Annotated in this window: 29 protein-coding genes and 3 pseudogenes; 16 read left to right on the top strand and 16 right to left on the bottom strand. The window is 51.9% G+C overall.

The genetic code is table 11. The features are described from left to right. Positions 1–18: 18 nt before the first annotated feature. Positions 19–552, bottom strand: coding sequence for a transcription termination/antitermination NusG family protein (locus I9H09_RS26705; protein WP_057416617.1), 534 nt, complete (start codon positions 550–552; stop codon positions 19–21). Between the two features lie 214 nt (positions 553–766). On the opposite strand from I9H09_RS26705, the gene I9H09_RS26700 reads away from it, so the two are divergent. Next, positions 767–1,150 (top strand): helix-turn-helix domain-containing protein, encoded by a 384-nt coding sequence (locus tag I9H09_RS26700; RefSeq protein ID WP_003344338.1) that lies wholly within the window; start codon positions 767–769, stop codon positions 1,148–1,150. A gap of 21 nt (positions 1,151–1,171) precedes the next feature. Here I9H09_RS26700 and I9H09_RS26695 read toward each other — a convergent pair whose 3' ends face one another. The 4 genes from I9H09_RS26695 to I9H09_RS26680 form a co-directional block, all read right to left on the bottom strand. Continuing rightward, a complete protein-coding gene (locus tag I9H09_RS26695) occupies positions 1,172–1,357 on the bottom strand; it encodes a hypothetical protein (RefSeq protein ID WP_003344336.1) in 186 nt (61 codons plus the stop codon). Between the two features lie 40 nt (positions 1,358–1,397). Continuing rightward, positions 1,398–2,744 carry an MFS transporter gene (locus I9H09_RS26690; RefSeq protein ID WP_024668558.1) on the bottom strand — a complete coding sequence of 449 codons (1,347 nt, stop codon included), beginning with the start codon at positions 2,742–2,744 and terminating at the stop codon, positions 1,398–1,400. 40 nt (positions 2,745–2,784) lie between these two features. Next, entirely contained in the window at positions 2,785–3,978 is a 1,194-nt protein-coding gene (gene lhgO / locus I9H09_RS26685; protein WP_011107022.1) for an L-2-hydroxyglutarate oxidase, read from the bottom strand. A gap of 68 nt (positions 3,979–4,046) precedes the next feature. Beyond that, positions 4,047–4,748, bottom strand: coding sequence for a FadR/GntR family transcriptional regulator (locus I9H09_RS26680; RefSeq protein WP_011107021.1), 702 nt, complete (start codon positions 4,746–4,748; stop codon positions 4,047–4,049). 623 nt (positions 4,749–5,371) lie between these two features. Between I9H09_RS26680 and I9H09_RS26675 the strand changes: the two genes are divergently transcribed. The 8 genes and pseudogenes from I9H09_RS26675 to I9H09_RS26640 all read left to right on the top strand — a co-directional run. Beyond that, a complete protein-coding gene (locus I9H09_RS26675; protein ID WP_236502594.1) occupies positions 5,372–7,321 on the top strand; it encodes a putative bifunctional diguanylate cyclase/phosphodiesterase in 1,950 nt (649 codons plus the stop codon). Between the two features lie 493 nt (positions 7,322–7,814). After that, positions 7,815–8,000 (top strand): Com family DNA-binding transcriptional regulator, encoded by a 186-nt coding sequence (locus tag I9H09_RS26670; protein ID WP_080268116.1) that lies wholly within the window; start codon positions 7,815–7,817, stop codon positions 7,998–8,000. Positions 8,001–8,011: 11 nt separating this feature from the next. After that, the gene (locus I9H09_RS26665) at positions 8,012–9,307 is read left to right on the top strand and encodes a glycoside hydrolase family 68 protein (protein ID WP_236502595.1); all 1,296 of its coding nucleotides are present in this window, start codon (positions 8,012–8,014) and stop codon (positions 9,305–9,307) included. 84 nt (positions 9,308–9,391) lie between these two features. After that, positions 9,392–10,573: a glycoside hydrolase family 10-like protein gene (locus I9H09_RS26660; protein ID WP_054080417.1), complete on the top strand. Its 1,182-nt coding sequence runs from the start codon at positions 9,392–9,394 to the stop codon at positions 10,571–10,573. An 802-nt stretch (positions 10,574–11,375) separates the two neighbouring features. Further along, the gene (locus tag I9H09_RS26655) at positions 11,376–11,999 is read left to right on the top strand and encodes a glycoside hydrolase family 25 protein (RefSeq protein ID WP_005771831.1); all 624 of its coding nucleotides are present in this window, start codon (positions 11,376–11,378) and stop codon (positions 11,997–11,999) included. Between the two features lie 569 nt (positions 12,000–12,568). Beyond that, positions 12,569–14,704: a XopB/HopD1 family type III secretion system effector gene (xopB, locus tag I9H09_RS26650; RefSeq protein WP_236502549.1), complete on the top strand. Its 2,136-nt coding sequence runs from the start codon at positions 12,569–12,571 to the stop codon at positions 14,702–14,704. 70 nt (positions 14,705–14,774) lie between these two features. Beyond that, a pseudogene (locus tag I9H09_RS26645) lies at positions 14,775–15,005 on the top strand (ExeA family protein); the annotation flags it as partial. Between the two features lie 186 nt (positions 15,006–15,191). After that, a pseudogene (locus tag I9H09_RS26640) lies at positions 15,192–15,506 on the top strand (tyrosine-type recombinase/integrase); the annotation flags it as partial. Between the two features lie 45 nt (positions 15,507–15,551). On the opposite strand, the gene traI reads toward I9H09_RS26640, so the two are convergent. After that, complete coding sequence (gene traI / locus I9H09_RS26635) at positions 15,552–17,504, bottom strand: TraI/MobA(P) family conjugative relaxase (RefSeq protein WP_005769713.1); 1,953 nt, start codon at positions 17,502–17,504, stop codon at positions 15,552–15,554. Between the two features lie 12 nt (positions 17,505–17,516). Further along, on the bottom strand, positions 17,517–17,846 hold the full coding sequence (mobA, locus tag I9H09_RS26630) for a plasmid mobilization protein MobA (RefSeq protein ID WP_122253302.1): 330 nt from the start codon (positions 17,844–17,846) through the stop codon (positions 17,517–17,519). Between the two features lie 259 nt (positions 17,847–18,105). Here mobA and I9H09_RS26625 point away from each other — a divergent pair, with 259 nt between their 5' ends. Genes I9H09_RS26625 through I9H09_RS26615 form a run of 3 tightly spaced genes read left to right on the top strand, consistent with a single transcriptional unit; the run spans position 18,106 to position 19,026 of the window. Continuing rightward, complete coding sequence (locus tag I9H09_RS26625) at positions 18,106–18,450, top strand: hypothetical protein (RefSeq protein WP_024671637.1); 345 nt, start codon at positions 18,106–18,108, stop codon at positions 18,448–18,450. Further along, a complete protein-coding gene (locus I9H09_RS26620) occupies positions 18,423–18,704 on the top strand; it encodes a hypothetical protein (RefSeq protein WP_080268300.1) in 282 nt (93 codons plus the stop codon). Before I9H09_RS26625 ends, I9H09_RS26620 begins: the two co-directional genes overlap by 28 nt. A gap of 43 nt (positions 18,705–18,747) precedes the next feature. Next, positions 18,748–19,026 (top strand): mobilization protein, encoded by a 279-nt coding sequence (locus tag I9H09_RS26615; protein WP_004661031.1) that lies wholly within the window; start codon positions 18,748–18,750, stop codon positions 19,024–19,026. Between the two features lie 66 nt (positions 19,027–19,092). On the opposite strand, the gene I9H09_RS26610 is transcribed toward I9H09_RS26615, so the two are convergent. The 6 genes from I9H09_RS26610 to I9H09_RS26585 all read right to left on the bottom strand — a co-directional run bounded on the left by I9H09_RS26610 (position 19,093) and on the right by I9H09_RS26585 (position 22,268). After that, positions 19,093–19,293 carry a hypothetical protein gene (locus tag I9H09_RS26610; RefSeq protein WP_005769719.1) on the bottom strand — a complete coding sequence of 67 codons (201 nt, stop codon included), beginning with the start codon at positions 19,291–19,293 and terminating at the stop codon, positions 19,093–19,095. A gap of 67 nt (positions 19,294–19,360) precedes the next feature. After that, on the bottom strand, positions 19,361–20,197 hold the full coding sequence (locus I9H09_RS26605) for a DUF932 domain-containing protein (protein ID WP_103379609.1): 837 nt from the start codon (positions 20,195–20,197) through the stop codon (positions 19,361–19,363). Positions 20,198–20,243: 46 nt separating this feature from the next. Then, positions 20,244–20,621 carry a hypothetical protein gene (locus I9H09_RS26600; RefSeq protein ID WP_003344294.1) on the bottom strand — a complete coding sequence of 126 codons (378 nt, stop codon included), beginning with the start codon at positions 20,619–20,621 and terminating at the stop codon, positions 20,244–20,246. 459 nt (positions 20,622–21,080) lie between these two features. Further along, positions 21,081–21,497: a TrfB-related DNA-binding protein gene (locus I9H09_RS26595; protein ID WP_005769721.1), complete on the bottom strand. Its 417-nt coding sequence runs from the start codon at positions 21,495–21,497 to the stop codon at positions 21,081–21,083. A 152-nt stretch (positions 21,498–21,649) separates the two neighbouring features. Next, positions 21,650–21,934: a NadS family protein gene (gene nadS / locus I9H09_RS26590; RefSeq protein ID WP_005769722.1), complete on the bottom strand. Its 285-nt coding sequence runs from the start codon at positions 21,932–21,934 to the stop codon at positions 21,650–21,652. 1 nt (position 21,935) lies between these two features. Beyond that, on the bottom strand, positions 21,936–22,268 hold the full coding sequence (locus tag I9H09_RS26585; RefSeq protein WP_005769723.1) for a type II toxin-antitoxin system RelE/ParE family toxin: 333 nt from the start codon (positions 22,266–22,268) through the stop codon (positions 21,936–21,938). A gap of 467 nt (positions 22,269–22,735) precedes the next feature. Between I9H09_RS26585 and I9H09_RS26580 the strand changes: the two genes are divergently transcribed. Then, positions 22,736–23,356, top strand: a complete 621-nt coding sequence (locus I9H09_RS26580) for a recombinase family protein (RefSeq protein WP_005747119.1) — start codon at positions 22,736–22,738, stop codon at positions 23,354–23,356. Positions 23,357–23,374: 18 nt separating this feature from the next. Here I9H09_RS26580 and I9H09_RS27000 read toward each other — a convergent pair whose 3' ends face one another. Then, positions 23,375–23,671 (bottom strand): hypothetical protein, encoded by a 297-nt coding sequence (locus tag I9H09_RS27000; protein ID WP_060403415.1) that lies wholly within the window; start codon positions 23,669–23,671, stop codon positions 23,375–23,377. A gap of 424 nt (positions 23,672–24,095) precedes the next feature. Here I9H09_RS27000 and I9H09_RS26575 point away from each other — a divergent pair, with 424 nt between their 5' ends. The 3 genes and pseudogenes from I9H09_RS26575 to I9H09_RS26565 all read left to right on the top strand — a co-directional run. Continuing rightward, complete coding sequence (locus tag I9H09_RS26575; protein ID WP_236502550.1) at positions 24,096–24,596, top strand: Hcp family type VI secretion system effector; 501 nt, start codon at positions 24,096–24,098, stop codon at positions 24,594–24,596. Positions 24,597–24,619: 23 nt separating this feature from the next. Then, positions 24,620–25,144: a DUF2778 domain-containing protein gene (locus I9H09_RS26570; RefSeq protein ID WP_080719055.1), complete on the top strand. Its 525-nt coding sequence runs from the start codon at positions 24,620–24,622 to the stop codon at positions 25,142–25,144. 303 nt (positions 25,145–25,447) lie between these two features. Beyond that, a pseudogene (locus tag I9H09_RS26565) lies at positions 25,448–25,561 on the top strand (recombinase family protein); the annotation flags it as partial. 117 nt (positions 25,562–25,678) lie between these two features. On the opposite strand, the gene I9H09_RS26560 reads toward I9H09_RS26565, so the two are convergent. Together I9H09_RS26560 and I9H09_RS26555 are read right to left on the bottom strand one after the other, a co-directional pair. Further along, positions 25,679–25,909 (bottom strand): carbon storage regulator, encoded by a 231-nt coding sequence (locus I9H09_RS26560; protein WP_031598890.1) that lies wholly within the window; start codon positions 25,907–25,909, stop codon positions 25,679–25,681. Positions 25,910–25,959: 50 nt separating this feature from the next. Beyond that, positions 25,960–26,514 carry a hypothetical protein gene (locus tag I9H09_RS26555; RefSeq protein WP_031598886.1) on the bottom strand — a complete coding sequence of 185 codons (555 nt, stop codon included), beginning with the start codon at positions 26,512–26,514 and terminating at the stop codon, positions 25,960–25,962. Positions 26,515–26,855 lie beyond the last annotated feature (341 nt).

The raw sequence follows: 26,855 nt of genomic DNA, 5'->3' as shown, positions 1-26,855 counted from the left end.
CGTGGGAAGTGGTAAAGCCTAGGCGGCACGTACCCTCGAATAGCAAAGGGTTCCGTGGCGCCTGACAAGGCGCCCCAGCGCTGCGTCCTGGGACAGGAGCGCAAGGAAAGCCGCTCTACGCGCAGCTTCAGATTTCATGTCGATGATCAGACGCAGCGTCTTTTCCAGCTCTGTCGGCAAATTACGAAATTCGATGCAATCAAGCGCACGGTTGGAACGAACCAAAGCCGCTGCCTTTAATGCCTCTACTGTGCTGTCCTGCATGACACACGCTTGACCGCCGAACTCACACGTTTGACCGCCAAACTGAACAAACCCACGGGCGCCGTTCAACGCTGTGATGGTGGTGGTGTGCGTCACTTGGGGATCGAAGCGCAGCAGCAGATAGCCAGGAAACAAACGCACCACCTTCTCTGTCGATGAAGGGCGATCAGGACGTTTGCGGTAGGTAATGCTTTCGGGGGAATACACCTCCACATCCAATCGTTCGATCGACGTGATAAGCGACTGATAAACGGAAGAATTGTGCATCAAAACACGCCAATTTTTCATACTCAGAACCTTTCGATCAGGCGCTCTTTCGAATTCCCAAACCGCTGAGCGCAGGGGCGAGTGATGTGCTGATGAGAACCAGCTCTATCCACCTCTGGGCCAGGGTTGGCCGACAAGGACGGATTTCTAGAAGACAAAATAAATCGGTTAAAACAAAAAGTAAACACCCAAATACAAATTTTATACTTAAATGCCTTTAACGAAGCGCAAGCAGATGAAATTATTGATTTTTTCTGGAGACACAGTGGACACTCTAAGGAGCGTGGTCGGGGCTAAAATAAAGGCCCTCCGCAAGTCGACAACCCTGAGCCAAGCTGATTTGGCAGAAATGATAGGGTGCGATGCGCCGTTGGTAAGTCGATACGAAAGAGGTTCTACGCTTCCAGGTATTGAGCAATTGATAAGAATCGCTACAGTTTTCAACGTCGCACCAGGAGAGCTTCTACCTGGTGGCCAAGATGTATTACGAACACGGCTGCTTTCGCTTCGACAAGAAATCACAGAACGCATCGCTGAAGTCGATTCGCCAGAATATTTGGAAGAAATGCTTAACTTCATTAACAGATATCCGCAGTACGATAATAAAAATAAGAAATGATGTAGACCTCAATATGGACATTCAATCCAATCCATACTTACGAGTAATTTCCTCAATACGACTTCTACGCTTACAATGGAACTGTAAAGCCTGTTGATCGATTGGAAGCACACGATCAGCAGCTAAGGACGCATATTTTTCGTCCAGCCGAATCAGGTCAATCAATTCTTTGATTTCGACTCGAACTTTATCTTTTTGGATTAGCATTATGTTCTCCACATACTGTGCAAACAGTATTAATGAAAAATCAATTTTTGAAGCTGGAGTTCTTTCCACCCTGATCAAAAGCACTAGCCACCACAAGCAAGACTGCCGACAATATTAAAATCCATACGACGCCAATTGTAGAGTGCTTGGGTGAGTTTGAAACCAGCGACAACGCTCCAAGCGGTGCTAAACCACCAGCAATTGCAGTTCCGATCTCACGGCCTGTGCCTACGCCTGAAGACCTTGTATGCGTAGGGAATTGACGACTCAAGAAAGAGCCTTGCGGGGCAAACATCATTGGAGCCAGCACACCAGTCGCAAGGCCAATTGCAATGAATATCCATAGGTTCTGGCCCGTCTCAAGAAGCTGCATGAAGGTGTATGCAAATATGGCTGACAGAACTCCCCCGGCCATCAACACCTTTTTGCTGCTCCAACGGTCACACAAAGCTCCAAAGCAGGGGACAGTGAAGATTGCTATTAGACTGGCAATAGTTACCGAAAGTGATGTAGTGTTTGCAGACACACCTTTGTACAAAGTGAGATAAGCAAGTGAAAATGTTTTGAATATATAGCTGAGTGCGTTGTACCCAATTGCAACAAGAAGCACGACTACTAGACCTTTAAAATCTTTCTTCAGCAAGGCCAACAGAGGTGTTTTTGCTATTCCTATCTCCGATGAACCTTGAGCTTGCTTCGCATTACTTATCTCTTGGAATGCAATCGTTTCAGGGATGCTGTTTCGTACCCACATACCAACCAAAACTAAAACGATGCTGCCAATAAACGGTACTCTCCAACCTCCCTCAATGAGAAACTCTTCTCCTGGCATCGTAAGGAGATAGACCGTCAGGGATGAGAGAAGCAGACCCAGGTTCAATCCTAGCGCGGGCCACGCTCCTTGGCTTCCACGCTTATTTTCTTCAGCATGTTCATATGCAGTCACCGCTGCAGCAGCAAGTTCAGCACCGGCACCAAGGCCTTGGAGAATTCGAATCAGCACCAGCAGAATTGGAGCCCAGATGCCCATCGTGGCATACCCAGGAACCAGGCCGATTGCAGTCGTACAAATGCCCATCAGGCAAAACGTCACCATCAGCATTCGCTTGCGACCGAACTTATCGCCCAAATGCCCGAATATTACGCCACCAAATGGCCGCGCTATGAATCCAATTGCGAACGTTGAAAATGCCATAAGCGTTGCCGTTTGGGGATCGCTAGGGTCAAAAAAAACTTTCGCAAAAACCGTTGCAGCCATCATTGCATACAGATAAAAATCGTACCATTCCAACATTGAGCCAATTATTGTTGCTCCAGCAACCCTGCGCAGCCGAGCTTTTCGCTGACCTGAACTTTCACTACAAGGCAAATCCGTTACATCGCTCATATTATTTTCCATAACCGTGTAATAATTATTTTTCTAGAGTTCAGCAATTCTTCGTAAGCTTATCTACAATAATTTGACCTATCGGAATGGCTGACGTAGCTGCTGGGGATGGCGCGTTGCACACATGCAACATTCTTTCTGTCTGTACGAACAGAAAGTCGTCTACAAACTCGCCTGAACGTGTTACCGCCTGAGCACGAATGCCTGCCTCATACGGTTCAAGGTCCTCCAACTTAAGCGATGGATAGTATTTTTGGCACTGCTCTAAATAACTCTTTTTGAAAAGTGCATTTCTCATTTCAGCAATGCCAGAGCTAATGTTTTTCCCAATGAGCTTCCAAAATCCAGGGTACGAACTATATTCTAAAAAATCACGCGCATTGAATGAGAACTTGCTATACCCTTCTCTTGATAGCCCCAATACGGCATTGGGCCCAACCGTAACGCCTCCATTGATCATTCGAGTTATATGTATGCCCAGAAACGGTAGCCCGACCTCAGGAACCGGATATATTAGGTGCTTTACACTGTAATCAAGATGTGAAGACAGCCGATAATACTCACCTCTGAATGGAACAATCTGGCAGTCCAATTTCAAGCCCGCAAGCGTTGCCAGGCGATCAGATTGTAAACCCGCGCAGACCACCAGTTTTTTTGCAGACAACGACGAACCCTCAGACGCAATGTTTACATGGTTTCCATGTTCTTCTATAGAGACGACTGTTTGGCCCAGAAGTATTTGCCCTCCAGACTGGATGATCACATTGGCCATGGAATTAGACACAACACCGTAATCAACGATCCCTGAGCTTTTTACAAACAACGCGCCCTCCCCGGCGACATTGGGTTCGCGCCGCCGTAGCTCTAGGGCATCAAGGCGTTCTGTGGCAAGGCCATTTTGCTTTGCCCGCTCTTCAAGCGATCCCAATCTGGCGAGGCTATCCTTGTTTGATGCAACCACCAATTTTCCGCACACTTCGTAAGGAATACTGTGTTCGGTGCAAAACGATTTCGTGAGCTCTGCACCGCGCGCGCAGAGCTTAGCTTTAAAGCTGCCTGGGGCGTAATAAACCCCAGCATGTATCACTCCGCTGTTATGGCCTGTCTGATGCTGTGCGAGTGAAAGCTCTTTCTCCATCAACACAAGCGAACAGCCAGGGTAGACCTCAAGCAGCCGCATCGCCGTGGCAAGCCCAACGATTCCCCCTCCAATCACACAGAAATCGTAGATCATAAAATTCCCTCTCTAATGTCAGGTTGTCTGACAACCTGGTGAGCGATGTCTGTACTCATGGATGCCCACTAATCCGCCAGATCGATATTGAGCCGTAGCGCGGCAGCCTTGAGATGCATGCGGGCACAATGAGCGGCTTCAGAGGGATTTCGTTTTGCTATTGCGTCGAAGATTTCACGGTGTTCACGGATGGCACCACTTGGACCTATTTCAAGTTTTGAGGAGTTTTCCCAAGCCATGAAACGAGCCTGGATTAACTGGCTGCCTAAGAAGTCATGGAAGGCAGTCAGATATTCGTTTTTGCACGCAGCTACGATGGCGCAGTGAAATTCACAATCTGCCTTGGAGGATATCTCGAAATTTCCCGCGTTACTCTCCATCAACAACATGGCGTCAGACAGCCGCTTCAAATCTGCATCTGTGTGCCGCTGCGCAGCAACAGACGCAACTTGTATTTCAATCCATGAGCGCAATTCAAATAGTTTAGCTAAGCCAGCCGAATGGTCCTCGTTGCCTGGCAGCCGGAAGACCGTTCCACCAGGAGTCTGAGAAACAAATGAACCGCTGCCACGACGAATAACTAGAACGCCGTCAGCTTTCAGCTGCGAAATGGCCTCACGTACCACGGACCGGCTCACACTGAATTGATCAGCTAACTCATGCTCTGTCGGCATCTTCGACTCTGCAGGGAGCCGTCCACTCACAATCTCTCTGCGGATCGCAGAGACGACACCTTCGACGAGGGAGTGAGGACGTGGAAAGCTAAGCATAAAGTTTATGTCCTGTTGTCAGACAATCAGGCTAATAAACTTAGGATCCAATTGCGATTTTTGCCGACGAGTGGCTGTTGTAGTTAGCATGCTTGGTATCGAACTGCCGTGACAGAACGGATTCCACTAGCTCCTACGATACGGTTTTCTCGCCAATCAGGTAGCCGGCATCCGAGGAATGGATTGGCAAATCTTTGTCAGAGAAATCCATATAGGCAGGAGGTAGCTGGTGTCCCCCCCCCCCCATAAGCGGCGACGTTCAATTCAGCTGAAAGTCCCCCTTCTCAAGACACGGTCGTACATTTCGAATGTAGGTCCTGAGCGTTTCTGATGGCTCGCCTCAACCAACGAAAGGCTTTGGAGGCTGGTAACCATCATCGGGGCGTCATCCACCTGGTCATGCCGAGCTAGGGGATGGGTACTCACCCCCGGCTCGTCGTATCCGTAATATTGACGGTGATCCTTCTCGATCACGTCATAGCGCGCCAATGCTCAGTCCTGTTTTACCGTAAAGAATTAATTACCGCTGCCGAGAGCATTACAGGTGAGCAGGTTACAACCTGGCTCGCATGATGAGCAGCAAGCCGCTTGCGCTTTGAATGTACTGACAGAGAAGCCTTGCGATGCTGAAAAAAATGATGGATGCCTTGCGCACCCTGATGTCCGTGCCCTCCGATAATCCTCGGCTGCTGCAAGCTCAATACATCGCATTGTCCCGACAACTGCCGCTGATGTACTTCGTGCTGTTGGTCAACACCTGGGCGCTTGCCTTTACCCATTGGGCAACTGCCCCGATGTGGCTGACGTTGCTGGTACCGACAGTCCTCACCATCGGGTGCTGCATTCGCGCGCGCAAGTGGCTGCTTACGGTAAACAAGCCGCCGCCAGCTTCAAGCACTATTCTCGAGACGCTGCGCGGCACCAATAGGCTGGTGGGTATCATCTCCACCGCATTTGCGGCATGGTCTTTGTCGATGTACCCCTATGGCGATGCCTATACCCAGGCGCAAGTGGCGTTTTTCATGGGCATCACCGCGATTGTGTGCATTTTCTGCATGATGCATTTGCAGTCTGCAGCCTTGATTACTGCAGTGATCGTCAATACAGCGTTCGTTATTTTCTTCGCCTCAACACACAACATCACGTTTATCGCCACGGCTGCAAATATCGTGCTGGTGTCGATCGGTATGCTGATCATTCTTCGCCATCAGTACCGCGACTTCACCAGCCTGGTGAACGCCCAGTTCAAGACTGAACAACTGAGCAACGCGAACCTGATGTTGGCCAATCGGGATAGCCTGACCGGCCTGCCTAACCGTCGGCATTTTTTCCAGACACTGGATACGGCGATGAACGAGGCACTGCTACAGCGCAGCGGGCTAGCGGTGGGTGTGCTGGATCTGGACGGGTTCAAGCCGGTCAACGATCTTTATGGCCATAGTGTTGGCGACAGGCTGTTGATGCTGGTCGCCGAACGGCTGACCACTGCTGCGAGCGATACCGTGCACGTGTCTAGGCTGGGCGGTGACGAATTCGCGCTGGTCATCAAGGGCGACACCAGTAACGAGGCGTTACTGATGTTCGGCAAGCACCTTTGCACGTTGATGCATGAAAGTTTCGAACTCTCGGAAATACCGATCCAGATCGGCGCGACTCTGGGTTTCGCAACGTATCCAGCTACCGCCGACAATGCTACCCAATTGTTTGAATATGCCGACTACGCCCTTTACCAAGGCAAGAATCACAACCCCGGGTCCACTTGCATATTTTCGGCCAGTCACCGTGAACAACTTAGTGCCGATGGCGTAACCGAGCAGGCATTGCGGCGGGCGAATCTGAAGACGGAGTTTCACGTTTTGTTTCAGCCGATCATTGAAAGCTGTACACGCGAAACAGTGGCTTTCGAGGCGCTGGCACGCTGGGACAGTCCAGTACTCGGCGCGGTATCGCCTGCGCATTTCATTCCGATTGCCGAGCGGATCGGCATGATCAACGAGCTGACCGCCCCTTTGTTAACGCAGGCGCTACAGCGAGCATTGTCCTGGCCGTCGCCGATCAGGCTGTCGTTCAATTTGTCGGCCCATGACTGCGCGACCTGGGAAAGCGTCAAGAGAATTGTCGATATAATCGAAAACAGTGGTTTTGACGCCTCACGACTTGATCTGGAAATCACCGAAACGGCTGTCATGCAGGACATTGACCAGGTTCAACAGGCTATCCTCCGGTTCCGTCAGTTGGGTTGCGGGATTTCCCTTGACGACTTTGGCACCGGTTACACTAGTCTCAGCCAGTTGCACGCCTTGCCGCTGACCAAACTGAAGATTGATCGCAGTTTTGTGAGGTGCGTGCATGACAATCCGGCCAGCTACAAGATCGTCAAGTCGCTGGTGGCCCTAAGCCTGGACATGTCATTAGGATGCGTGATCGAGGGTGTAGAGACGCAGGACGAGCTGAACGCGCTGACGAGTCTGGGCTGCACGATGGTCCAAGGCTACTTCTACAGCCCGCCGATAACGTTCGCCGAAACACTCGTGTGGATTGAGGCGCCGGATGACGAGCGCACGTTTGGTTAGCCGGACTCGCTCAACGTCTGTCTTCCCTAAACAGTCGCATTAATTGCCCTCAGCCGTCGCAGCTATTTCGAAAATTTAAAACAGCCGATTGAGGCCTTCGCCAATCAGATGTCGCGTTTATTTCAGAAACCGACACTGGTCGCAAATACCATGAGCTGAGTGGCACATAATCCGAGCCAGCGGCTACTGATAGTCGCAATTAATGTGAGCCAGCGGTTTTCGATTGCAAGCCGCTACACGTACCGTTTATCCGGGCCAATGGCGCAGCTGTGGTCGAACTGGTGTTGAACTCCGGCCAAACTCGACCCACCCCGAAACTGCCCCTTTCCAGCCTTTCCGGAGGGAGGTAAAAAGGCACCACGATATGCGATTTGCGCCTCAGGGCAGCCGCCGGATACGGGCTTTTCAACAGCACCGACCGGTAAATTGCGATTACCCAAACCCCGCCCAGGCGGGGTTTTTCTTTGGGCGAAGCAAAAGGAGACCAGTGCAAGTGTTGAAAGACTATAGATGCGGGCAGTGCAAGAAGCTGCTGCTTCGCATGGGTGACTACACCGAACTCCAGATCAAGTGCCCCCGCTGCGGGACATTGAATCATGTGAAGGCCGTGAGCCTTGAGTTATCGCCTTTGAGCGAGAGAGGTACAGCAGCGTCGCTGCTGCCTCCCACAACTATTTAAAGGTATCAATTATGTACAATAGCAACTCTGCTGTAAGCCAGCCCCAAAATAGTCCTCTCGTAGATAACATCAAATACCCACCTACTGTCTGGTCCCGCGCCGATGCGCTGAAGGTCAATGAAAATGACCCGACCACGACGCAGCCATTGGTCAGTGCGGACTTTCCGGTCATGAGTGATACGGTATTCATCTGGGACACCATGCCGCTGCGAGAGCTCGACGGCACGGTGGTTTCGGTCAACGGCTGGTCAGTGATCATCACCCTGACGGCGGACCGCCATCCTGACGACCCTCAGTACCTGGGGCCCGACGGTCGCTATGACATCAAGCGTGACTGGGAAGATCGACATGGCCGCGCACGCATGTGCTACTGGTACTCGCGTACCGGCAAGGACTGGATCTTTGGTGGTCGTGTAATGGCCGAGGGGGTATCGCCCACCACTCGAGAGTGGGCGGGCACACCCATACTGTTGAATGACAAAGGCGATATTGATCTCTATTACACCTGCGTCACGCCAGGCGCAGCGATCGCCAAGGTACGTGGCCGTATTGTGACGTCCGATCAGGGCGTGGAGTTGAAAGACTTTACCCAGGTCAAAAAACTGTTCGAGGCCGACGGCACGTATTATCAAACCGAAGCGCAGAACTCGACTTGGAACTTTCGCGACCCCAGTCCATTCATTGATCCCAATGACGGCAAGTTGTACATGGTGTTTGAAGGCAATGTCGCCGGTGAACGCGGCTCGCACACAGTAGGGGTTGCCGAACTTGGCCCTGTGCCACCGGGTCACGAAGATGTGGGGGGTGCCAGATTCCAGGTGGGCTGTATCGGTCTGGCGGTCGCAAAGGATCTCAGTGGTGAAGAGTGGGAACTACTTCCGCCGTTGGTAACAGCCGTCGGCGTTAACGATCAGACCGAACGTCCGCATTACGTGTTTCAAGACGGCAAGTATTACTTGTTCACCATCAGCCACAAGTTCACGTATGCCGATGGTGTTACAGGGCCAGACGGGGTGTACGGTTTTGTCGGCGAACATTTGTTCGGTCCTTACCGGCCAATGAACGCTTCTGGCCTGGTGCTTGGCAATCCGCCCGAGCAGCCTTTCCAGACGTATTCGCACTGCGTCATGCCAAACGGTCTGGTAACTTCTTTCATCGACAGCGTGCCCACCGAAGGCGAGGATTATCGTATCGGCGGGACCGAAGCGCCGACGGTGAGAATCCTCCTGAAAGGGGATCGCTCGTTCGTGCAGGAAGAATATGACTACGGTTATATCCCTGCGATGAAAGACGTGCAACTGAGCTGACACGCCGTTCCCATACGATGCCTGAAGAACGCCTGTGAGAGCAGGCGTTCTTCGTTCACTCAGAACCCTAATGGAGAAACCACAATGGCAACTGCGAACAAAAACCTCAAGGCGACTTGGGTCGCGACAGTTACGAATCTTGACTGGCCGTCAGTCTCATCTGTGGCCATCACTGATGAGGCTGCACGTGTCAGTAAACAGAAAGAAGAATTGACCGGCATTCTTGATGAAATTGTGGCAATGAAAATGAATGCCGTCATATTCCAGGTTGTTCCCTGCGCAGATGCATTCTACGCATCAGACCTGCTTCCGTGGTCGAAGTACCTGACGGGTACGCTCGGGAAGAATCCCGGCTTCGACCCACTGGCTTATGCTATCGAGCAGGCACATGCTCGCAATATTGAGCTGCACGCATGGGTGAACCCGTACCGCGTATCAATGAACGCCAGCGATGCCACAATCGAAGAGCTGAACAACTCATCATCTGACTCACCGGCCAGTGTGTTTAAAACGCATCCTGAATGGACGGGAACCGCAGCGAACCGCTTTGTTCTCAACCCCGGTATACCTGAAGTTCAGACGTGGGTTAGTAGTATTGTTGAAGAAATTGTCACTAAATACGATGTTGATGCCATTCAATTCGATGATTATTTTTATAATGAAACTGCAAGCTCGCTGCTGCAGGATGATGCCACCTATCAGAAATACAATACGAACTTTACCACGAAGGCCGACTGGCGGCGGAATAACACTTATTCGCTGGTTGATACATGCCATAAAAAAATAGCCGCCGTAAAAGCGAAGGTCTTGTTTGGCGTCAGCCCGGCAGGCGTCTGGCGGAATAAATCTGACGACCCGCTGGGGTCTGATACGCAGGCCGGTGCGTCTAATTACGATTTCGCGTATGCAGACACACGGAAATGGGTCATTGACGGCATCATTGATTATATCGCCCCGCAGGTATACTGGCCGTTTGCTCGTGAGGTTGCGCGTTATGATGTCATCACACAGTGGTGGGCGGATACCGTCAGCGGAACTGGCACAGCGTTATATATTGGTATGGCTCTGTATAAAGTGGGAACGGCATCAGAAACCGAGCCCGACTGGACTGTCGAGGGGGGCGTGCCTGAAATTACCCGTCAGCTTGACCTGAATGATTCTCTGACTGAGGTTTCCGGGTGCATGTTATTTCGACATATGTTTCTGCGGGCCTCACAGACTCAGCAGGTGGTCGACTACCTGAAGCTTCGCTGGGCTGACGTCTAATATTGTATTGTCGGGGCTTGGGGAACAACTTAACAGAAAGTGCACTTAAGCCCAGTGCCTGTCCGTAACCCCTAATGCAGCCTGGCCAATACGATAAAACCACGTTTTATGATATCGCCTCAGCGAGCGCCACGGTAGGTGATATCACCCTGAAAAGCGGTGCCATAAACTCGTTCAGAAAATCAAAGTTCGCTAATCCCCGCACTCTGAGGGGATTAGCAAACTCTAACCATGCCTTACGTTGGTTTTCAGTTCCATTGCTCCCTACCCCACCCCGTTTTTGGAGGGTTGAAAGCTACCTCGAATGGAGTCACGCCGAGCAAGCCTACTTCCTACCTGCCCCTGCCGTTGGCCTGCCACCGCCTGGCGGCAGTCTTCACTCTATCTAAAGGAAAATGACGATGAACTTTCGCCTTTTCATGCACCGCCACGCAGGCTGCTAGAGCCGAGCCGCTGGCGGCGAGTTTTGCCCGTACGCACCTTGCATGAGATTCCCAATGGAAAAATCCGAAGAAGACCTGTGCTGCACTTGCCGCACCGAAAACTCCAACGCGCAGTAGATAACGTTGAACCAACAGTAGAGAAGCAGTCACTCATAGCTTGGGCTGCCGTTTAAGGAATTGCAGATTTATTCGGTTTTCGTCCCAACAATGCTTTGGGAGCATTGGTTTACAAAGGGGCAGCAACTGGGTTTTTAATAAATAAAGCCTTCCTAAGTTTTGACAAAAACACATATATTCCGCCTAGCTCGCCAATTATAAATAGTTCTAAAATTCTCAGACACGAGAAATAGGAGAGATTCATGAGCACAATTAAGAAAGGTATTGATCTATCGCACTTTCAAGGTGATATTGATTTTAAAAAAGTTTTTGAGGCTGGCATTGAGTATGCCTTTATCAAGACAACAGAAGGCGCTACCGTACAGGACAATAAATACACTACGTATCGTACTGACGCTAGAGCCGTCGGAATTAAAACGGGGGCATATCATTACTTTCGTGCGCTCAGCAGCTCGCCGGAAGCACAACGAGATAACATAGTTAGTACACTTACTGCTGCCGGCTTCGATGCATCTACTGAGTTTTTTGCAATCGATGCGGAGCTCGAAGGTAACGAAAAAGCTACCCCGGACGAAATGGCTGACAACCTTCATAAACTGCTAACTTTATTGGATAACGAAAAAATCCTAAAGAGCCAAAAACCATTTATATATTGCGATAATAACTTCTGGATGAATCATATTTTAGGAGAAAAATATGCATTTAGTGAATACCCTCTTTGGATCGCTAATTGGGATGTCAGTGAACCTAAAGTTCCAGCTTCATGGGAGGTAGCAGGTAAAAGCTGGTCAATTTGGCAGCACAGTAACAAAGGTCGCATCGCGGGCATTGAGGTTGATGTAGATCTTAATTGGGTTCGTACTTGATCCAGTGATTTTGCGAAAGCATGTTTATCGTTCAAAAAAGTAGGTTTTTTTGGACGACAAAGCCGAAGATGTTGCCGCAGATGCAGAATTGACCCAGCTGCCGAAATTTCGCTGACCCAAGCTTCTACTCCGTAAAGCGTTAGCAGGTCTGACTTTGGGCTGAATACTTATAGGCCGACGCCAAGTCGGCACATGGGTCAATTCTGCATCAGCGGTAACAGCATTGCTCGACATCGACCCTGGCTGTAGCGGCTTGCAATCGGAAACGACCGTGCTCGCAATCAGCACACTTTTCGGCTCAGATTAACTGCGACTGACGCAGCCCTCTGGCTCACATTAGTTGCGAGCGGGCTTGCATTGCATCGCTGGCAACTCACATTAGCTGCGAGTGAAAATGAGCGGGGCAGATCGGCAAATCCGCCGCGAGCATTTCGTCGCGCAGTGTGTCCATGTCAGTGGTGTGCTTCCCGCTCGACGCATTCGCCGGTTTGAGTCTGTCTTTGGAACCCAAGAGCCCTTGTGACGACACATTGGATCCGATTAATTCATCCGGGACAGATCATAGCTCTATGAATCCTCTACAATCTACTCAACACAGCATTACCACTCCCCTAATCAGTGGCGGTCGGCCATTAGACGCTGTGGGCCCTCAGGCCCAGCAATCCCATCCTAAAAGGATTTCACCCTTTCAATTGAGCCCAGGCGCTCACCAGGCTCTAAAACGCCCTTCAGCTAATGCCGAACACCAACGCCTTGCATCACTGGTACGCAACGCTCTGCAGGATGGCACACTTCAATTTCAATCCAGTAACGACAAGCAAGTAACCTATAAAGCGCCAGTATGCCTGCCAGCTGACACCAGCACCGATACCGATACCGATACCGTGAGAACCGAACGCTTGATTAATAACGAGCTGACGGTTCAGGCCCGATTAAATGATCAATCGGAGTACGACATCGTCAGTGCCCATTTGCATGGCTCTTCGAGATCCATATCCTTCGATGTGCCCAGCCCCCCGCCTGCACATGGTTCAGCATCTTCAGCCTTGAGTGAACGGACCCATCTAGGTATGAGTCGCGTTCTCTCACAAGATGCAGTAGATGGCAGTGGCTTGGAAAGTCCGTTACTGAGCTCGCGAGTACATTCTCGTCCGCCATCACAGCCAGAGCCCGTGCATATCGGATCAGTCCGCAGGGACTCTGGCAGCCTTGTTTCCGATAACCCGGTAGTGCACGCACTGCTAGCCTTCGCGCAGGCCGACCAGGCATTTCCACCACAGGCCGCGAGCATTGACGGAGTCCAGCTGGAAATGCGGCCAACTCGAGATATTGAGAAAGCACTTGAGAAATTCAAAGGCGCCTTCACGGTGGAGAAAGCGCAACTGATGTCCGGTGCCAACTCGTCGGAGCGGGTAGATGAGGATGTCAACGCAGACATCCATATCCCCTTATTGCTCAAGGCCATTGAGCGGGGGGCTGCGGCATTTGGTCCAAACGCATCGATCGGCCAGAATAGCGCGAAAGCGTTTCTCGCTTCATGTGCTCCCAAGATCACGTCCAATGACGATGTCCTCTCCGAGTTCATCAACCAGAAACTCAAGGGGGACGACGATCTTCAGGTTCGCCTGGGCGCACAGGAGTTGTTGCATGTAGCCACCAAGAAGGAATTCCAGCTCGGCGGTCTAGCCGGCAGCATCGGGGTCAGCAGCATACTCGGCTCGGCATGGGAGCTTGGCGCTTCGGAGCTGTTGAAAAATGCCATCTTCGGCAAAAATTTCTCACCGAGCCAATATGCCCTGCAATTGGCTGGAATCGATTCAGTGCCTCCTTTGATGATCGAGTCCATGGACACCATGTGCGTACTTGCCATCATCAAGGGCATGAAAGGTGAGGAGTGGTCCATGAGCGATCTACTCCCCAAGGCGTTGAAGGCCGGCGCCATCTCATCGGTGGTCTCATTCCCCAATAATGTTTTGCAGTACGCAGGCTTCAAATCCAGAGTAGGCGATCTTGCGGCTAACTCGGTGGCAACTGAAGCGGCAATCTTTGGCGCCGCCTCCGGTATTCCACCCGAGGTCAAGGAAAGTGAAGAGCTGATGCGTGCTGGCTTGTTCCAGAGCATGAAGGACGGCGTGATGGCTCATCCAGGCGAGGGGGTGGACACTAAAGAGACGATTGAGCGGATGACGCGCCATGCGCTGGATATCGCTCCGGGCGAAAGCACCGCTGTCAAGTCCATGGGGCTGGCATCTATTGTCGGGATGATTCCACTGATTGCCAGCAACAAGGCAACCGGGCTGCTGTCGGAACAGGTACTGCGTATTTTCCGGAGCGCCGTCTTCAATCCAATCGAAGCCATCGCTCTGAACGCGTTGGCGCTTGGCGGGCGTGTCAACGTTCCCGGGCTATTTGATTCCGACAATGCCAAACATGCACGCGTGGTACAAACCATTCTTGCGCGGGCCAGCCAGCAAATGGAAGCTGGAGACCGTAACATTTCCGCAGAGGAGCTACATCAAATGCTGGCTCCCCGGAGCGAGTTCCTGCGTCATGTGGGATCTGTGATTGTCAACGGCATGAATGCCAGCTTTGAGGCAATTCCCGCGCTGGTTCGGAAGCTTGGATATGGTGAGGCTCCGTTGGCCGAACGTATTCCGTATCAAGACCTGGCTGTGCCCGACACGTCGCGGCAGCCCGCACCCTGAATCATAGTCGACGCGATCTACTGGACTTCACGAGCAGCAGTCAGGCGGGTAGCATGGTTTTTCACCGTGCTACCTGACCGGCGAAAAACCTGTCTCAGCGGAGTTGGTGGAGTCCGTGCTGTCGCGGCAACTGGATGATCTGGAGCCTACCCTTACGCGCCATGGCTACCGCATCAAGGATCTGGTCGAGCAGTTCGACGCCAGACCCACCGAGATCAAGGCGCTGTTCAGCCACGCGCTCGATCCGGTCCGAGCCGCTGAACTGCGTGACAAAATGCTGGCCGCAGGGCTGCCGATTTGACTCTGACCGAAGACCGGTCAGTTGCAGTTAATGTGAGTCGGAGACGATGGAATGCAAGCCGATGCGGCTGAATGCAAGCTCGCTCGCAATTAATCTGAGCCAGACGGCTCCGTCAGTCGCAGTTAATCTGAGCCGAAAATTGCGCTGATTGCGAGCGCGGCTGTTTTCGATTGCAAGCCGCTACACCTAGCAGCGCAGGCCTGCCTCTTATATCACCAGTTGGAAAACAATTCGGTCGGTTCCGGTGCACGGCATCAAACGGGCCGGATATAAAGCAACGAAGGCAAGACCCCGGCCCTCGGCGATCACCAGGCCAAGCAGCTGCTCGAGGCGACGAATACCGACACCGTGAAAGGACTGCGCGACCGGGTGATTCTGGTCGTGCTGCTATACCACGGCCTGCAGGAACGACGCGGCATCAAGCACTTACGGGACCACGGCAAAGGCAGCAAGATCCGCTTGTTGCACCTGCATCCCGTGGCCGCCGAACGTTTATCACTGCTAAAACGCTGCGCAATAATGACCTGCGCTAAGGACACTCGGGTTTCAACCGCCAAATGGTCTTGGAGGCTGGTAACCATCATCCGGAGCATCATCCACCGGATCATGACGTACGGGGGACTGGGGACGGGACGGCTCGTCGTATCCGTAATACTGACGGTGATCCCTCTCGATCACGTCGTAGCGCGCCAACTGTTCTGGATCGGTCACTTGGAACACATACTGACTTCCGCGATGGTTGACGCCACATCCCGCATCAAGCACCTGATCAACGAACTGGTCATCACCAATGATCCTCACAGCGTCACCGCTTTTCGTGGATACCAGATTGGCGGCCAGCCGATAATTGTCCAACTCATCGTCGTCATTGAACCCCGGTTTTACGTGGACGAAATCGCCACGGTCGATCACACCCGCCCTGCCATCGCGCAGATATTCGACAGTGCCGTCACGATGCAAATGTGACGTGTAAGAGCGCAGGTGATAGACAGCAGAATCATCTGCCTGGCCGCACTGGATAAGACGATCAAACCCACCGTTCGGAGTGCGCTCCTTCCGCTTTTCTCGATACACAAATCCACGCAGTTGACTGACTGCCGCAACGTCTCCTCTGAGAGCTTGCTGCTCGACCCAGGGACGGTATGCAAGCGGACGAAGCAAGCCCTTTTCGGCAAGCGCTTGCCGCTCATCACGAAGCTCAATGCGCAACTCAGCCATGGCTTTCATCCGGTCGAACTCGGCAACTCGATACAGCAACTTGCGAAGCAAAGGATCGTGCTGAGAGCGTTTGACGTCCGCCTTCATTGCCTGGTAGCGAGCAGCCACTTGCTGGTATCGATCCTTGACATGAAGATCAGGTTTTTCCCATCCCTCACGATAGCGTTTGTAGCGCATTTTTAAGTCCAGCCGAGCCTCAGCTCTCGCCTGCCGGCGATCGAAACGCACGTCTTTATCTCGGAGTTCAAATGCAGGCTGGTAATAGGAAGAAATACCATAGCTCCATTCTTCATGTTCGAAGGTGGGTGGTCCTTCAAACGGGCCTATGTGGGCCTCCAATCGAAACTTGGTCAGCGTTGGATGAACCGAAGAAGCCTTGACCACAGGACCCTCGGGGCGCAAGAAATCATAGATCACCAAACCTTCGCCTTGCTCCCTCAATCCCAAGCCACGTTCATGCAGGGCCAGATGGATTTGACGCCAGGTAATCTCTCGCGATTCGATAAGCTCAGATATTTTTTCGCGCACCTCACGCACGGCGTAGTGATAGAGACTCTCGGTGTTGGAATAGACCTGCAATGGCACAGTCCCTTGCGGAGCACTGCCATACCGAAAAGGAGCACGGACCAATTGGTCGTTGACACCCCACTGCCAACTCCCATTGTCCTGAATGAATCCGTATTTGCGTTCGAGGACTCGGCAGCTTTTCTGCAACGTGTCAGCATCATTCCACAAGGCGGCGGCTTTGTAGGTAATAGGATTGACTCGGTTCACGGCTACATGACAGTGCGTATTGTCGGTGTCCTGGTGAATAGCGGTGACGTACTGATGTCCTTCCATGCCCAGCTGACGAATGCAGTGTTCGGCGCATTCGAATATCTGCGCATCTGTAGGCAGTTCGTTTTCGCGCCACGATAAGATGAAGTGATAGACCGGGTCTTGGCAGCGACGACTCTGGGCCGCAACCATGTTCATTTCCGCCGCCGATGTCTCCCAGGAGAAGCAGTTTGTCTCGCAAGAAATGCCCCTACTGATCAAGCGCTGACGACCATCGGGGAACACGTCGGTGATCACGACGGCACGGTCGTCTCCATCATTTCGATCCGCATAATCAACGAGCCGATCGAACATCGCCTTCTTGGTGCGCGAAGCATTTTGACGAGGCGCAGCACTGACTAGATCATCATCTTTCGGCTTATCCCCACGGTCGCTTATGTAGCTCACCAGCCGGTTGAAGCTGGAGCCTTTTTCACGGCGTTTTTGGGGAATAATGACGTTCATGTGAGTCTTGGCTTACTGGACATGTGTTTGCGAAAGATCGATGGCATTGATCGCTTTTTTGATGGCTACTAGGACATCAGCGTACTGCTTGCTGAGTTCGGTCGTCATGGCCTCCTGCATTTGGTTGAACAAATGCTTTTGCAAGCCACCGAGCTGTAGCAACGCGGCCATTAGCTTCTTGTCAGTCGGTGTCTTGATTTTGCGATTCAACGCAGCACGACGCATCAGATCCGAAACAGATATCTCGGCAGCCAGCGCTTTTTCGCGAATCAAGGCCGCATCCTCTTCAGTGCAACGAATTTCGATCCTCACCGTTGCTTGACGCGCTGTGCTTTTCGACATGCTCTGACTCAACCTTAACTAACTGAATAACGCTGTCGGGGTGTCGGGGCGGAGCCCTGATCCGGGTTTTGTCGGATGGACCGCGTGCGGGCCGTCCGTACAAAACATTTCCGGTCAATATCTTAAACCGTGTTTACACCTTTTAAATACCATATTACCCTAAAGCGGACAAGAGCGCTGCGTGGTTGGTTGGGCCTCGAAATTCGAGCAGGCTCTCCAGACCTTTGAAAAGCGCAGGACACGTAAGGGGCTGATTTTCATGGAAAAGACAAGGCTGTACACCCAGCATGATCTGTCTGCGGCCCGTGAGTTTCTGGACGGCCTCCCCTCGCTGAAGGTGGACAAGTTCCAGCGCTTTGGGCCTGAAGCGTCAGTCCACGAAAAACTGTACGCGGCCCTGCACGATGAAGACTTTACCCTCACGGATATTTTGCACTTCCTGGAAAAGCATGGATTCAGCTCGACTGTAGACAAACTCCGCACGATGCGTAGGGTGATGTTCACGCTTGACATTGATCAGCCTGAATCCCGTGACCCATCACGGTGTATTGATATCAGCAGAATGCGGGTGCACACATGGATAAAAAGAAAAAAATCACGCTAGATCAGGTAGAGGTCGCCAGGAAAGCTCTTGCGGCTTTGCCAGACCTCAGTCAGGACAGAATGTCGAAAGGTGAATTTCTGAGCGCGCTTGCAGATAGATTTCACACGTTGTCTCAAGAAAAGGGATACTCACTGCTGGCCATACAAGAAGCCCTCAGAACAATTGATGTGAGAACATCCCCTGCACGTATTGCGTTGCTGGTAACTGAATACGCCAGACGGTCAAAGAAACGAGAGCACGGCTCAAAGCACTAACTTAATTTAGAGTAACCCATCAGTACATCAGGATACCCAGCCTATGGCCAAGCAGAAAACATTCACCCAACAAGACCTAGAAGCCGCCCGTCAAAAACTGGCCGATCTGCCAGACCTGAGCAAGGACAAAATGAGCCAGGCCGAAGTGCTACAGTCGCTCAAAGAACAAATCGTTGAGCTGTGTTCGGCCAAGGGTTACTCCGTCTCGGAGGTTAAACAGGCTCTCGCTGATGTTGGTCTGAACGTGAGTGTTCGGGAAATTACCGACCTGACCACTAAGCGCAAACGTGCGGCACCTCGGGCGAAGCCTCAGGTTGCCTGAGCGCTCAAAGCCAGCCAACAAAAAAGCCCCACATCGAGGGGCTTTTTTGTTCCAAGGCAACCGTCTTCAATCCGTGTAAAGATAATCAGCAAGATCGATTTTTTCCGATTGACCATCCATACCGGTGACAACAAAGGTACACACGCTGTCTGGTTCGCCGTCAGCGATACGTGCCTGGAAGAAACGCTGTGCTACATCAAGGGCGGCTTCTTTATGTGCGCCTACCGATTCTGTGTAGATGGTCCAGGTGACTACGTAGCCGTTCATTATCTTCATCCTTACGTTGATGTGGACTTGTCAGAGTTGGGCGCCGCCAACGCCCAGTTGTGTTGAATTAAGCGGCTTTTCTGTGCTCACCCATAGCCTGCGCAAGTACCCACAAGGCCCGGTTCAGTTTCACGTCCTGATCAATCCCATTGACCGCTCGCGTGGTCGTGCGTCGGCCTTGCTTGTTACGCCCGGTCAAACCGCCTTTGATGGTGTTTTCCTGGACTCGATTGAAGGTGGTCCAAAGGTCGCTGCTACGGTCCTCCCGACGGCGTGGCATGAGCAACTGGGACGGGGTAACAGGCGCAGGTCCTTCTGCCTGATCGTAGCGATACGCCAAGGCAGCCAATGCAAAAGCCTCTTGCTCGTCCTGGTCTAATTGTTGATGCTTCATGTTAGCGGTGATGTGGTCGATCTGTTCGAAATGCTTCAACACTTCGAAGGCGCCTTCGATCACGTCATGCACCACATCACCACGACCGCTGTGTCGCACTTTCTGGTCAGCGGCAACGTCTCCCAGTACCAGTCCATTTGCACACACGAAACGGAATTTTCCTCCAATCATCTGATAGCTGCTGCTGCCATCGTGGCTGTTGAGGAGGATGATTTCGTTGGCTTCCTGGTCCAGGATCTGGCTCGCATGGCGCAGGCGCAGCATGTGCTTGGTGTGCTCACGTTTGCCCTGGTCACGCACGCGTGTCTGACAGGCCATGAATGGTTCAAATCCTTCGGCGCGCAGCGCATCAAGTACCTGCACGGTCGGGATATACAGATAACGTGCCGACCTGCTGTCGTGCGCTTCTTCGGCGAAGATGGAAGGCACATAGTGGGCGATCTGATCGTTGCTCAGTGCGACGTCACTGCGGATCATGCATGGGTTACGGAAGTTGCTGGACATACGCATTTTTTTTCTCCTGGTGTAGCGCCCGGCCTGACGGGCGCAAGCGGGGTTAAGCGGCGAAAAGGTCGCCCTGGCGGTCGGCGTAGCTGCACCAGCGGGCAAACGATTCGTTGCCGCACCAGGTCTGAATTTTTTCCACGAAGCCTTCACGACGCGCTGTGGTGATTAGCTCGGCGATCACCTCGGCCGAGTCACCCATTTCAAAGCAGTTGTCGAACTGGCGTTCGCCCAGGCCTTCGAAACCGTTGTCCCAAAGTTCATACCGGACTACGGCGTCTGCCAGGTCATGCTTGAACGTCAGCACCAGGAACTCGACGCGGGCATTGAACTTGTGTACCTGGCGACTCAGTTTCAGCAGCTTTTTGCAGATCTCGACCTGACCGCTTGTGAAGCGCTTCATCAGCTGTTGCTTTGCTTGTCTGTTCATTTCGTCTCACCTCTGTGCCGGCTTTGCTGAGTGCCTTTCGCCGATGCGCTTAGGTCGATCGGGCGCATAGGTGCGTGACAAGGGCGCGATGCGAGGCCGCAGCTAAGGGAGCGAAGCGAGTCTGAACGGGGGAGTGTCGCGGGCGCAGCCGAACCCTTGTCAGGTGCCGCGCTCGATCTACCGTCAAGCGCACGGCGAAAGGTGCGCAGCAAAGCCGGCAGGTGATACGGGAGGTACAGGCAGCGACGGCAAGCGGAGCGCGCAGGCCGAGAGGCCGGAGGCGTTAGAGCCGGCTTGCCGGCGAGGATTGAAGCCCGAAGGGGCGAGACGGGCCGGCTTCATGGCCTGGCTCGATGCGCAGCACGAAAGCCCGGCCCTGAGCGCAGCGAAGGGAACGCACGTCAGAGGTTGTCAACGATCGAGCTGCACCGAGGCCCAAACAGCCAGGGCACTCCTCTCCTATTGCGATTGAGCAGATCTGAGTGATTGAGCTAATGCCAGAACATCACCTGCAGCTGCAGGGGGCAGCCAGGCTTCGACCTTGACCCAATCAGCCGGCAAACCCTCCAGGCGCGACCGAATACGTGTCATGAGTCTGTGAACCACCTGCCTGGCCAATCCAGTTTCCAAAGCCGCTTCGGACACACTGGCACCCATAACCAGGACAAGCCTGGCAGCATTTGTCGAACGATCAGAGAACGCCCGACGTCGATTCTGGCCGGCAAGCACGGCCATGACTCGCTCAAATTCCTCCGCGGTCATCAGGGCGCAGGGAGAAACTGGACTGATCATCCTGATCAACTGGGCGATCTGGGCATTGCTGTAGTGCTGGATGATCTTTGTTGCAAGACCAAGCGGGTCAGGATCGACAGTCATGGTGGTAGGTCCAGTTTGATGAAAATCAAATCTACCGTAACCGCAACCACATGTAACCCGTATCAAGCCTCAGTTGTAGGCTTTACACGCGGCCATAAGACCAGTCCTGAGCGCAGGGAGGGGCCGCGCGCTGCGTTCAAGCGCGGCACGCCTTAATGTACGGACAGCTCTCGGAAAAAATCAGGATTTGCCTTCACCGTGGCAAGAACCTTGGCTGCAAGGCCCGTAGGATTACGCCGTCCATTTTCCCAGCTTTTCACCGTATCAATACTGGTGCCCAACACCTTTGCCATCTCACCCTGGGTAACATTCAACTGGGCTCGGATCGCTTTCACGTCGGCCAACTCGTATTGAGTTCGCCGAGCAGCCGGCTTAGCACCGTTCTTGATATCCACGGCTTCTTCAAGAGAGGCCTTCAACTCGTTAAAAAAGCTCATATCACACCTCTTTTTTCAGCTTTTGAGTGAGCAGCTTCAGCTCTGTTTTTTCAGCATCAGTCAGGCTGTCTTTGGTGCTTTTCGGGTATGCCATCACCAGGTAGATCACCTCAGGTGTAGCCAAAAAATATATTACTCTCGCACTGCCGCTCTTGCCTTGGTTTCCCATGGCCATGCGTACCTTGCGGAGCCCTCCTGTGTTGGTGATCAAATCACCTTTGTCCGGAGACTCGATCAAAATCGCCTGAAGGCTTCTCAGTTCATCATCTGTTGCGAGAGCCTTGATCTGGCGTGTGAACATCGAAGTTTCGATGAATTCAATAGCGTTGCTCACAGATGCTATCCTTGTCCGCAGGAGTACATAGTACACCAAAAACAATGTCCAGCATAGGCCAGCAGCGTCATCCGGCCATACGCGTACCAAGAGCTGACCTGATTCCGCAGTCAAACGGGAAGTCATGGTGAATATCATCGGTAACACCGAAGCCGCCATCCGCCCATTCCAAAAATACATCGGCAGGCGCTATAGGCTAGCTAATGATTCCTAACGCTCCAAAAGACTTCAGCGACTGGGGCGCCGCTTCTAGCCACCGATACACATGTCAACTTAAGGTGTATCCAAAATGGCACTCTAGCGCTAAGCAAAAAATGTCACCACTTGTAACCTTTTTATCTCGTCACTTTTGGGTATACCCCAAGTGACACGAAAATCAGCACGACCCGATTTCAGCTTTGCGCACTTAACGCACACCCAATTTGATACAATCATTTGACTACACCCAAAATGAGACGGATCTACTGATGTTCATTCGTGCATACCTTCGAGCATCGACCGATGACCAGGACGCAAGTCGAGCGCGTGATTATTTGGAAACGTTTGTCTCCGGCTACGGCAAGGCCATCGCATCGTGCTACATGGAAAATGCCAGTGGCAGCCATGCCGACCGCCCGGAATTAATCCGACTACTCAAAGATGCTCGCCGAGGTGACGTGCTGCTGGTGGAAAGCATCGATCGGCTGTCGCGGATGGATGACCAGGCTTGGCGATCCCTCAAAACAGCAATCGATAACCGAGGCATACGGATCGTCTCTGTAGATCTGCCTACCAGTCATCAAGGCATGACGGCCCAGTCGGGGGACGAGTTCACCGACCGCATGCTGGCGGCCATCAACTACATGATGATCGATATGATGGCCGCCATCGCCAGGAAGGACTATCAACAAAGAAGACTGCGCCAGGCACAAGGGATTGAGAAGGCAAAAGCTTCAGGCGTCTACAAAGGCAGACCCGTAGACGCAGAGCTGCGTAACCGAGTGCGTGAGCTGCTGGCTGCAGGTCTCGGGATCCGCGCAGTAGCGAGGCACGCTGCGTGTTCAACTACGACCGTCATGAAGGTCCGCGACGAGCTGGCGCAACGTTAGTCGGTTAAGGGCACTGACCTACTCATCGTCACGAAGCACCCAGCCCGCTTTTGAAAAAGCCCACCGGTTCAGGACGAGGCTATCAAGGGGGTCATACGGGCGGTTGTCCCAGTCGTGGCTTGAGATATTCACCCTTCTAGCATTTTTGATCAGTGTTCCTGTGTGCCCTCCCCGGGAAATCAATTGGACTGAATTATCTGACTGTCGCTCGAATTCGATCCGAACCAGGATGGGATAGTCATACCCATTGCCTTTGGCCTGAAGCGGCTCAGTACAGGTTATAAACCCCATGGCGGGGGTAGCAATCGCGTTCATAGAATGTCCCTTAGGGAGCCGCTGATTTATTCGATTTTTCGTCCCGGCAACGCTCTGGAGGCCTGGATTTATCAGGAGGCAACAGCTGTGCTTTAGAATAAATCAGCGTCTCCTTAGCCCTTTGGCTCTGCAGCGGCCCATTGGATATAAGCGCTTTCGATCAACCACGTAGCATCAGCCTCCTTCATAGCGTTAGCTTGATGCATAGGCATTTTGAAATTCCTATGCATCAAGATATAGCGAGCCCGCGAAGCGATGACCTCTCAGACATGAGAGAATTTAATTTTGAGACAGCACACTAAGTACAGGCCCAGGGGATAAAGGGTATACTTTAGCCATCTGCTTCGCGTTTTGCGATACCTGAAGCAATCGGGCCGTGGTCAAATCTACAGTGGGTTTTTCACTAACATGGAAGGAATCAAATATGGCTTTTGATGCATACTTAAAAATAGAAGGCATTCCCGGCGAAGCACTTGACACCCAGTTCAAGGACTGGATCGAAATGGAAGATTTCGACGTGGGCGCAAGCCAATCTGCGTCAGCCACTGCCACCAGCGCTGGCGGAGCCACGGGTGGGCGTGCCCGTATGAGCGATCTGTTCTTTCGTAAAACCGTAGACAAGTCAACGCCGAAACTTCACGAAGCGTGTTGCAGTGGGAAACACTTCAAAGAGGTAACTATCGCAGTCAATCGTGCTGGGACAGACAAATTCAAGTACTTGGAAATAAAACTAGAAGAAGTAATTATTTCTTCCGTGTCGCTCAACGGAAACGGTAACGTTGAAGGTGGCTTTCCAACAGAGACGGTGCGTCTGAATTATGGACGTATGCAAATGACATACACACAACAAAAGCGTGCAGATGGTCAGAGCGGTGGTCAGGTCGTGGGTGGTTGGGACGGTATCGCTAACAAAGTATATGCCTAAAGCGACATAAGGAGAGTTTCCCCATGGCCTCCCCAACCATTGACACTAATAAGGTTGCCTATTGCACATTTGAGCTGACTGGTCATGCTACCAGCCAGCTGAAGTGTAGCAATAATGAAAGCTACGATGCATTTTCTGGATCTACTAATTTCGCCAATGATCCTTCCGCAGTCAGTAACAGTGATAAAGGTCCGTTGCCGCCAGGGCGTTATTATATTCTTGATAGGGAAAGCGGTGGAAGACTAGGCTGGCTGAGAGATCCTATAAAAGATTTTATTGCACGCACTGATCGGAGCGATTGGTTTTCACTTTATCGCGACGATGGACACGTTGATGACGAAACAACTATTGATAATGTTACTCGAGTAAACTTTAGGTTACACCCCGTTGGGGTGGCAGGCTTGAGCGAGGGATGTGTTACAATGCCATCTAAAATTGCATTTGAGCAGCTAAGTATTTATCTACGCAACATGGATGGCGGACGTATTCCAGGCTCTGGACAAAAATACTATGGAATCCTAGACGTGATCGATCCAAGGAAGAAATGATGCGCGCTATTAAAGCAATCATAAAAATTCTTGCACTATTCTTTGTTGCACTTCTTGTAACACGAACTGCTTTTACTAGCGGAATAGTTCAAGCAGGGCTCGAGACTTCAAATGGCGAAGCCCTATACATAGCGCTTCGTCACTTTTTTAACGTGGCTGGTGCCGAAGAAGGAGAAACGCTAATCATGAGCGTAGTATTTATTCTGTCTTCACTCTCGGTCACTTTATCAGGTTGGTTGTTGTCAAAGCTCTGGACTAGAATGAAGAGCAAGAGCGTACACTAAGCTGGCCGCAGGTCCAGCTAACCGAGTGCGTGAGCTGCTGGCTGCAGGTCTCGGAATCCGCTCAGTAGCGAGGCACGCTGCATGTTCAACTACGACCGTCATGAAGGTCCGCGACGAGCTGGCGCAACGTTAGTCGGTCATGGCCAATGGCACTGACCTACTCATCGTCACGAAGCACCCAGCCCGCTTTTGAAAAAGCCCACCGGGTCAGGACGAGGCTATCAAGGAGGTCATAAGGGCGGTTGGTTGATCATTCAAACCGAGTGACCAACGAGCGCCACCGACGCTTATGAGTAATAACAGGACCAGGCTTGCCATCGGTCACTTCGTTCTCAACGTTTCTTCTCTGGGCTTCGACGGCGTCTGGGGCTTCAATCTGGATACGTACATCCCCAGTGTCCTCTGAAACGCTTAGAACTTGGATCTGAATTCCATCGCCAATCATAATATTTTCACCTTCGCGGCGAGTCAGAAGGAGCATATGAAATTCCTACGCCAAAGTTGACTTTAAGCTTAGCTTGTAGCTGGATTCTATTCAAATCTGAGCAACTTACTGCGAATCAAAAATTCCTCTCCCAGCAACATGGGCTTGAAGGCAATTCCCTTAAGGCTATCCGGGTGTTGACTAAATACCCCTCCATATCCTTCCGTCAAGTTATTGACCTTAGCAATGGTCGTTGACAACGTAACGTCGAAGATTTCCATTGAGGGTAGCGTCAACCAAGCATGCAGGTTGACTACGCTGCTTCTAGGCTCTCCGTCAAGAAGGGACTTAATAAGCGGATCTCCAAACTTGAACATTCCATTTTTTCCATCATCAATCCAGCCCAGGGTGAAATAAACAGGACACCCAAGCCAATCTTGCAAAACGGGAAGTAACTTAAAATGTATTGCTAGACACTGACAAACCAAATCATCCATCGTTAATCCCGCCAAAGCTGGCTGAATAATTTTCGGAAGCTCTGCTATTCTTGAAGCCGTAAAATATTTCTCCTGCGGCGCCGTATATACGGCTGGTACAGAAAGGCCGTATTGCTTATTGCGCGCTAGCGCTTGCATCCAATCAGCTTTGTAGATTCCTGTCATTATTTATCTCACCGGTTCGTTATGGCTTTCTAATATACATGTAGGCCTAGCAGGGGCGAATAGAGAAAACGGAAAAAATCGTACGCTAGCGTGAATTTTGTCAGGTTGAGGTCATAGAAATTGACGGCGATCCGTCAGGAAATACAGAAAACCATTCTAGTCTGACAGGGGGCTGGTAAGCGGTCTGACGCCGGGTTGAGGTGTACTTCAACGGACACGCCTAAAAACCATAAGTCGTTGAAAAGTTTTGTGATCTTGCTAAAAACCTGACCGCAAACGATGGCCTAACGTACGATTTTTTCCGAATTCTGCGGGCTCCCCTCATAGCGATGCGTAGGAAG

Source organism: Pseudomonas tremae (genome assembly GCF_023278125.1).
In the GTDB taxonomy this organism is placed as follows: domain Bacteria; phylum Pseudomonadota; class Gammaproteobacteria; order Pseudomonadales; family Pseudomonadaceae; genus Aquipseudomonas; species Aquipseudomonas tremae.
This window is presented reverse-complemented; position numbering and strand designations above follow the sequence as displayed.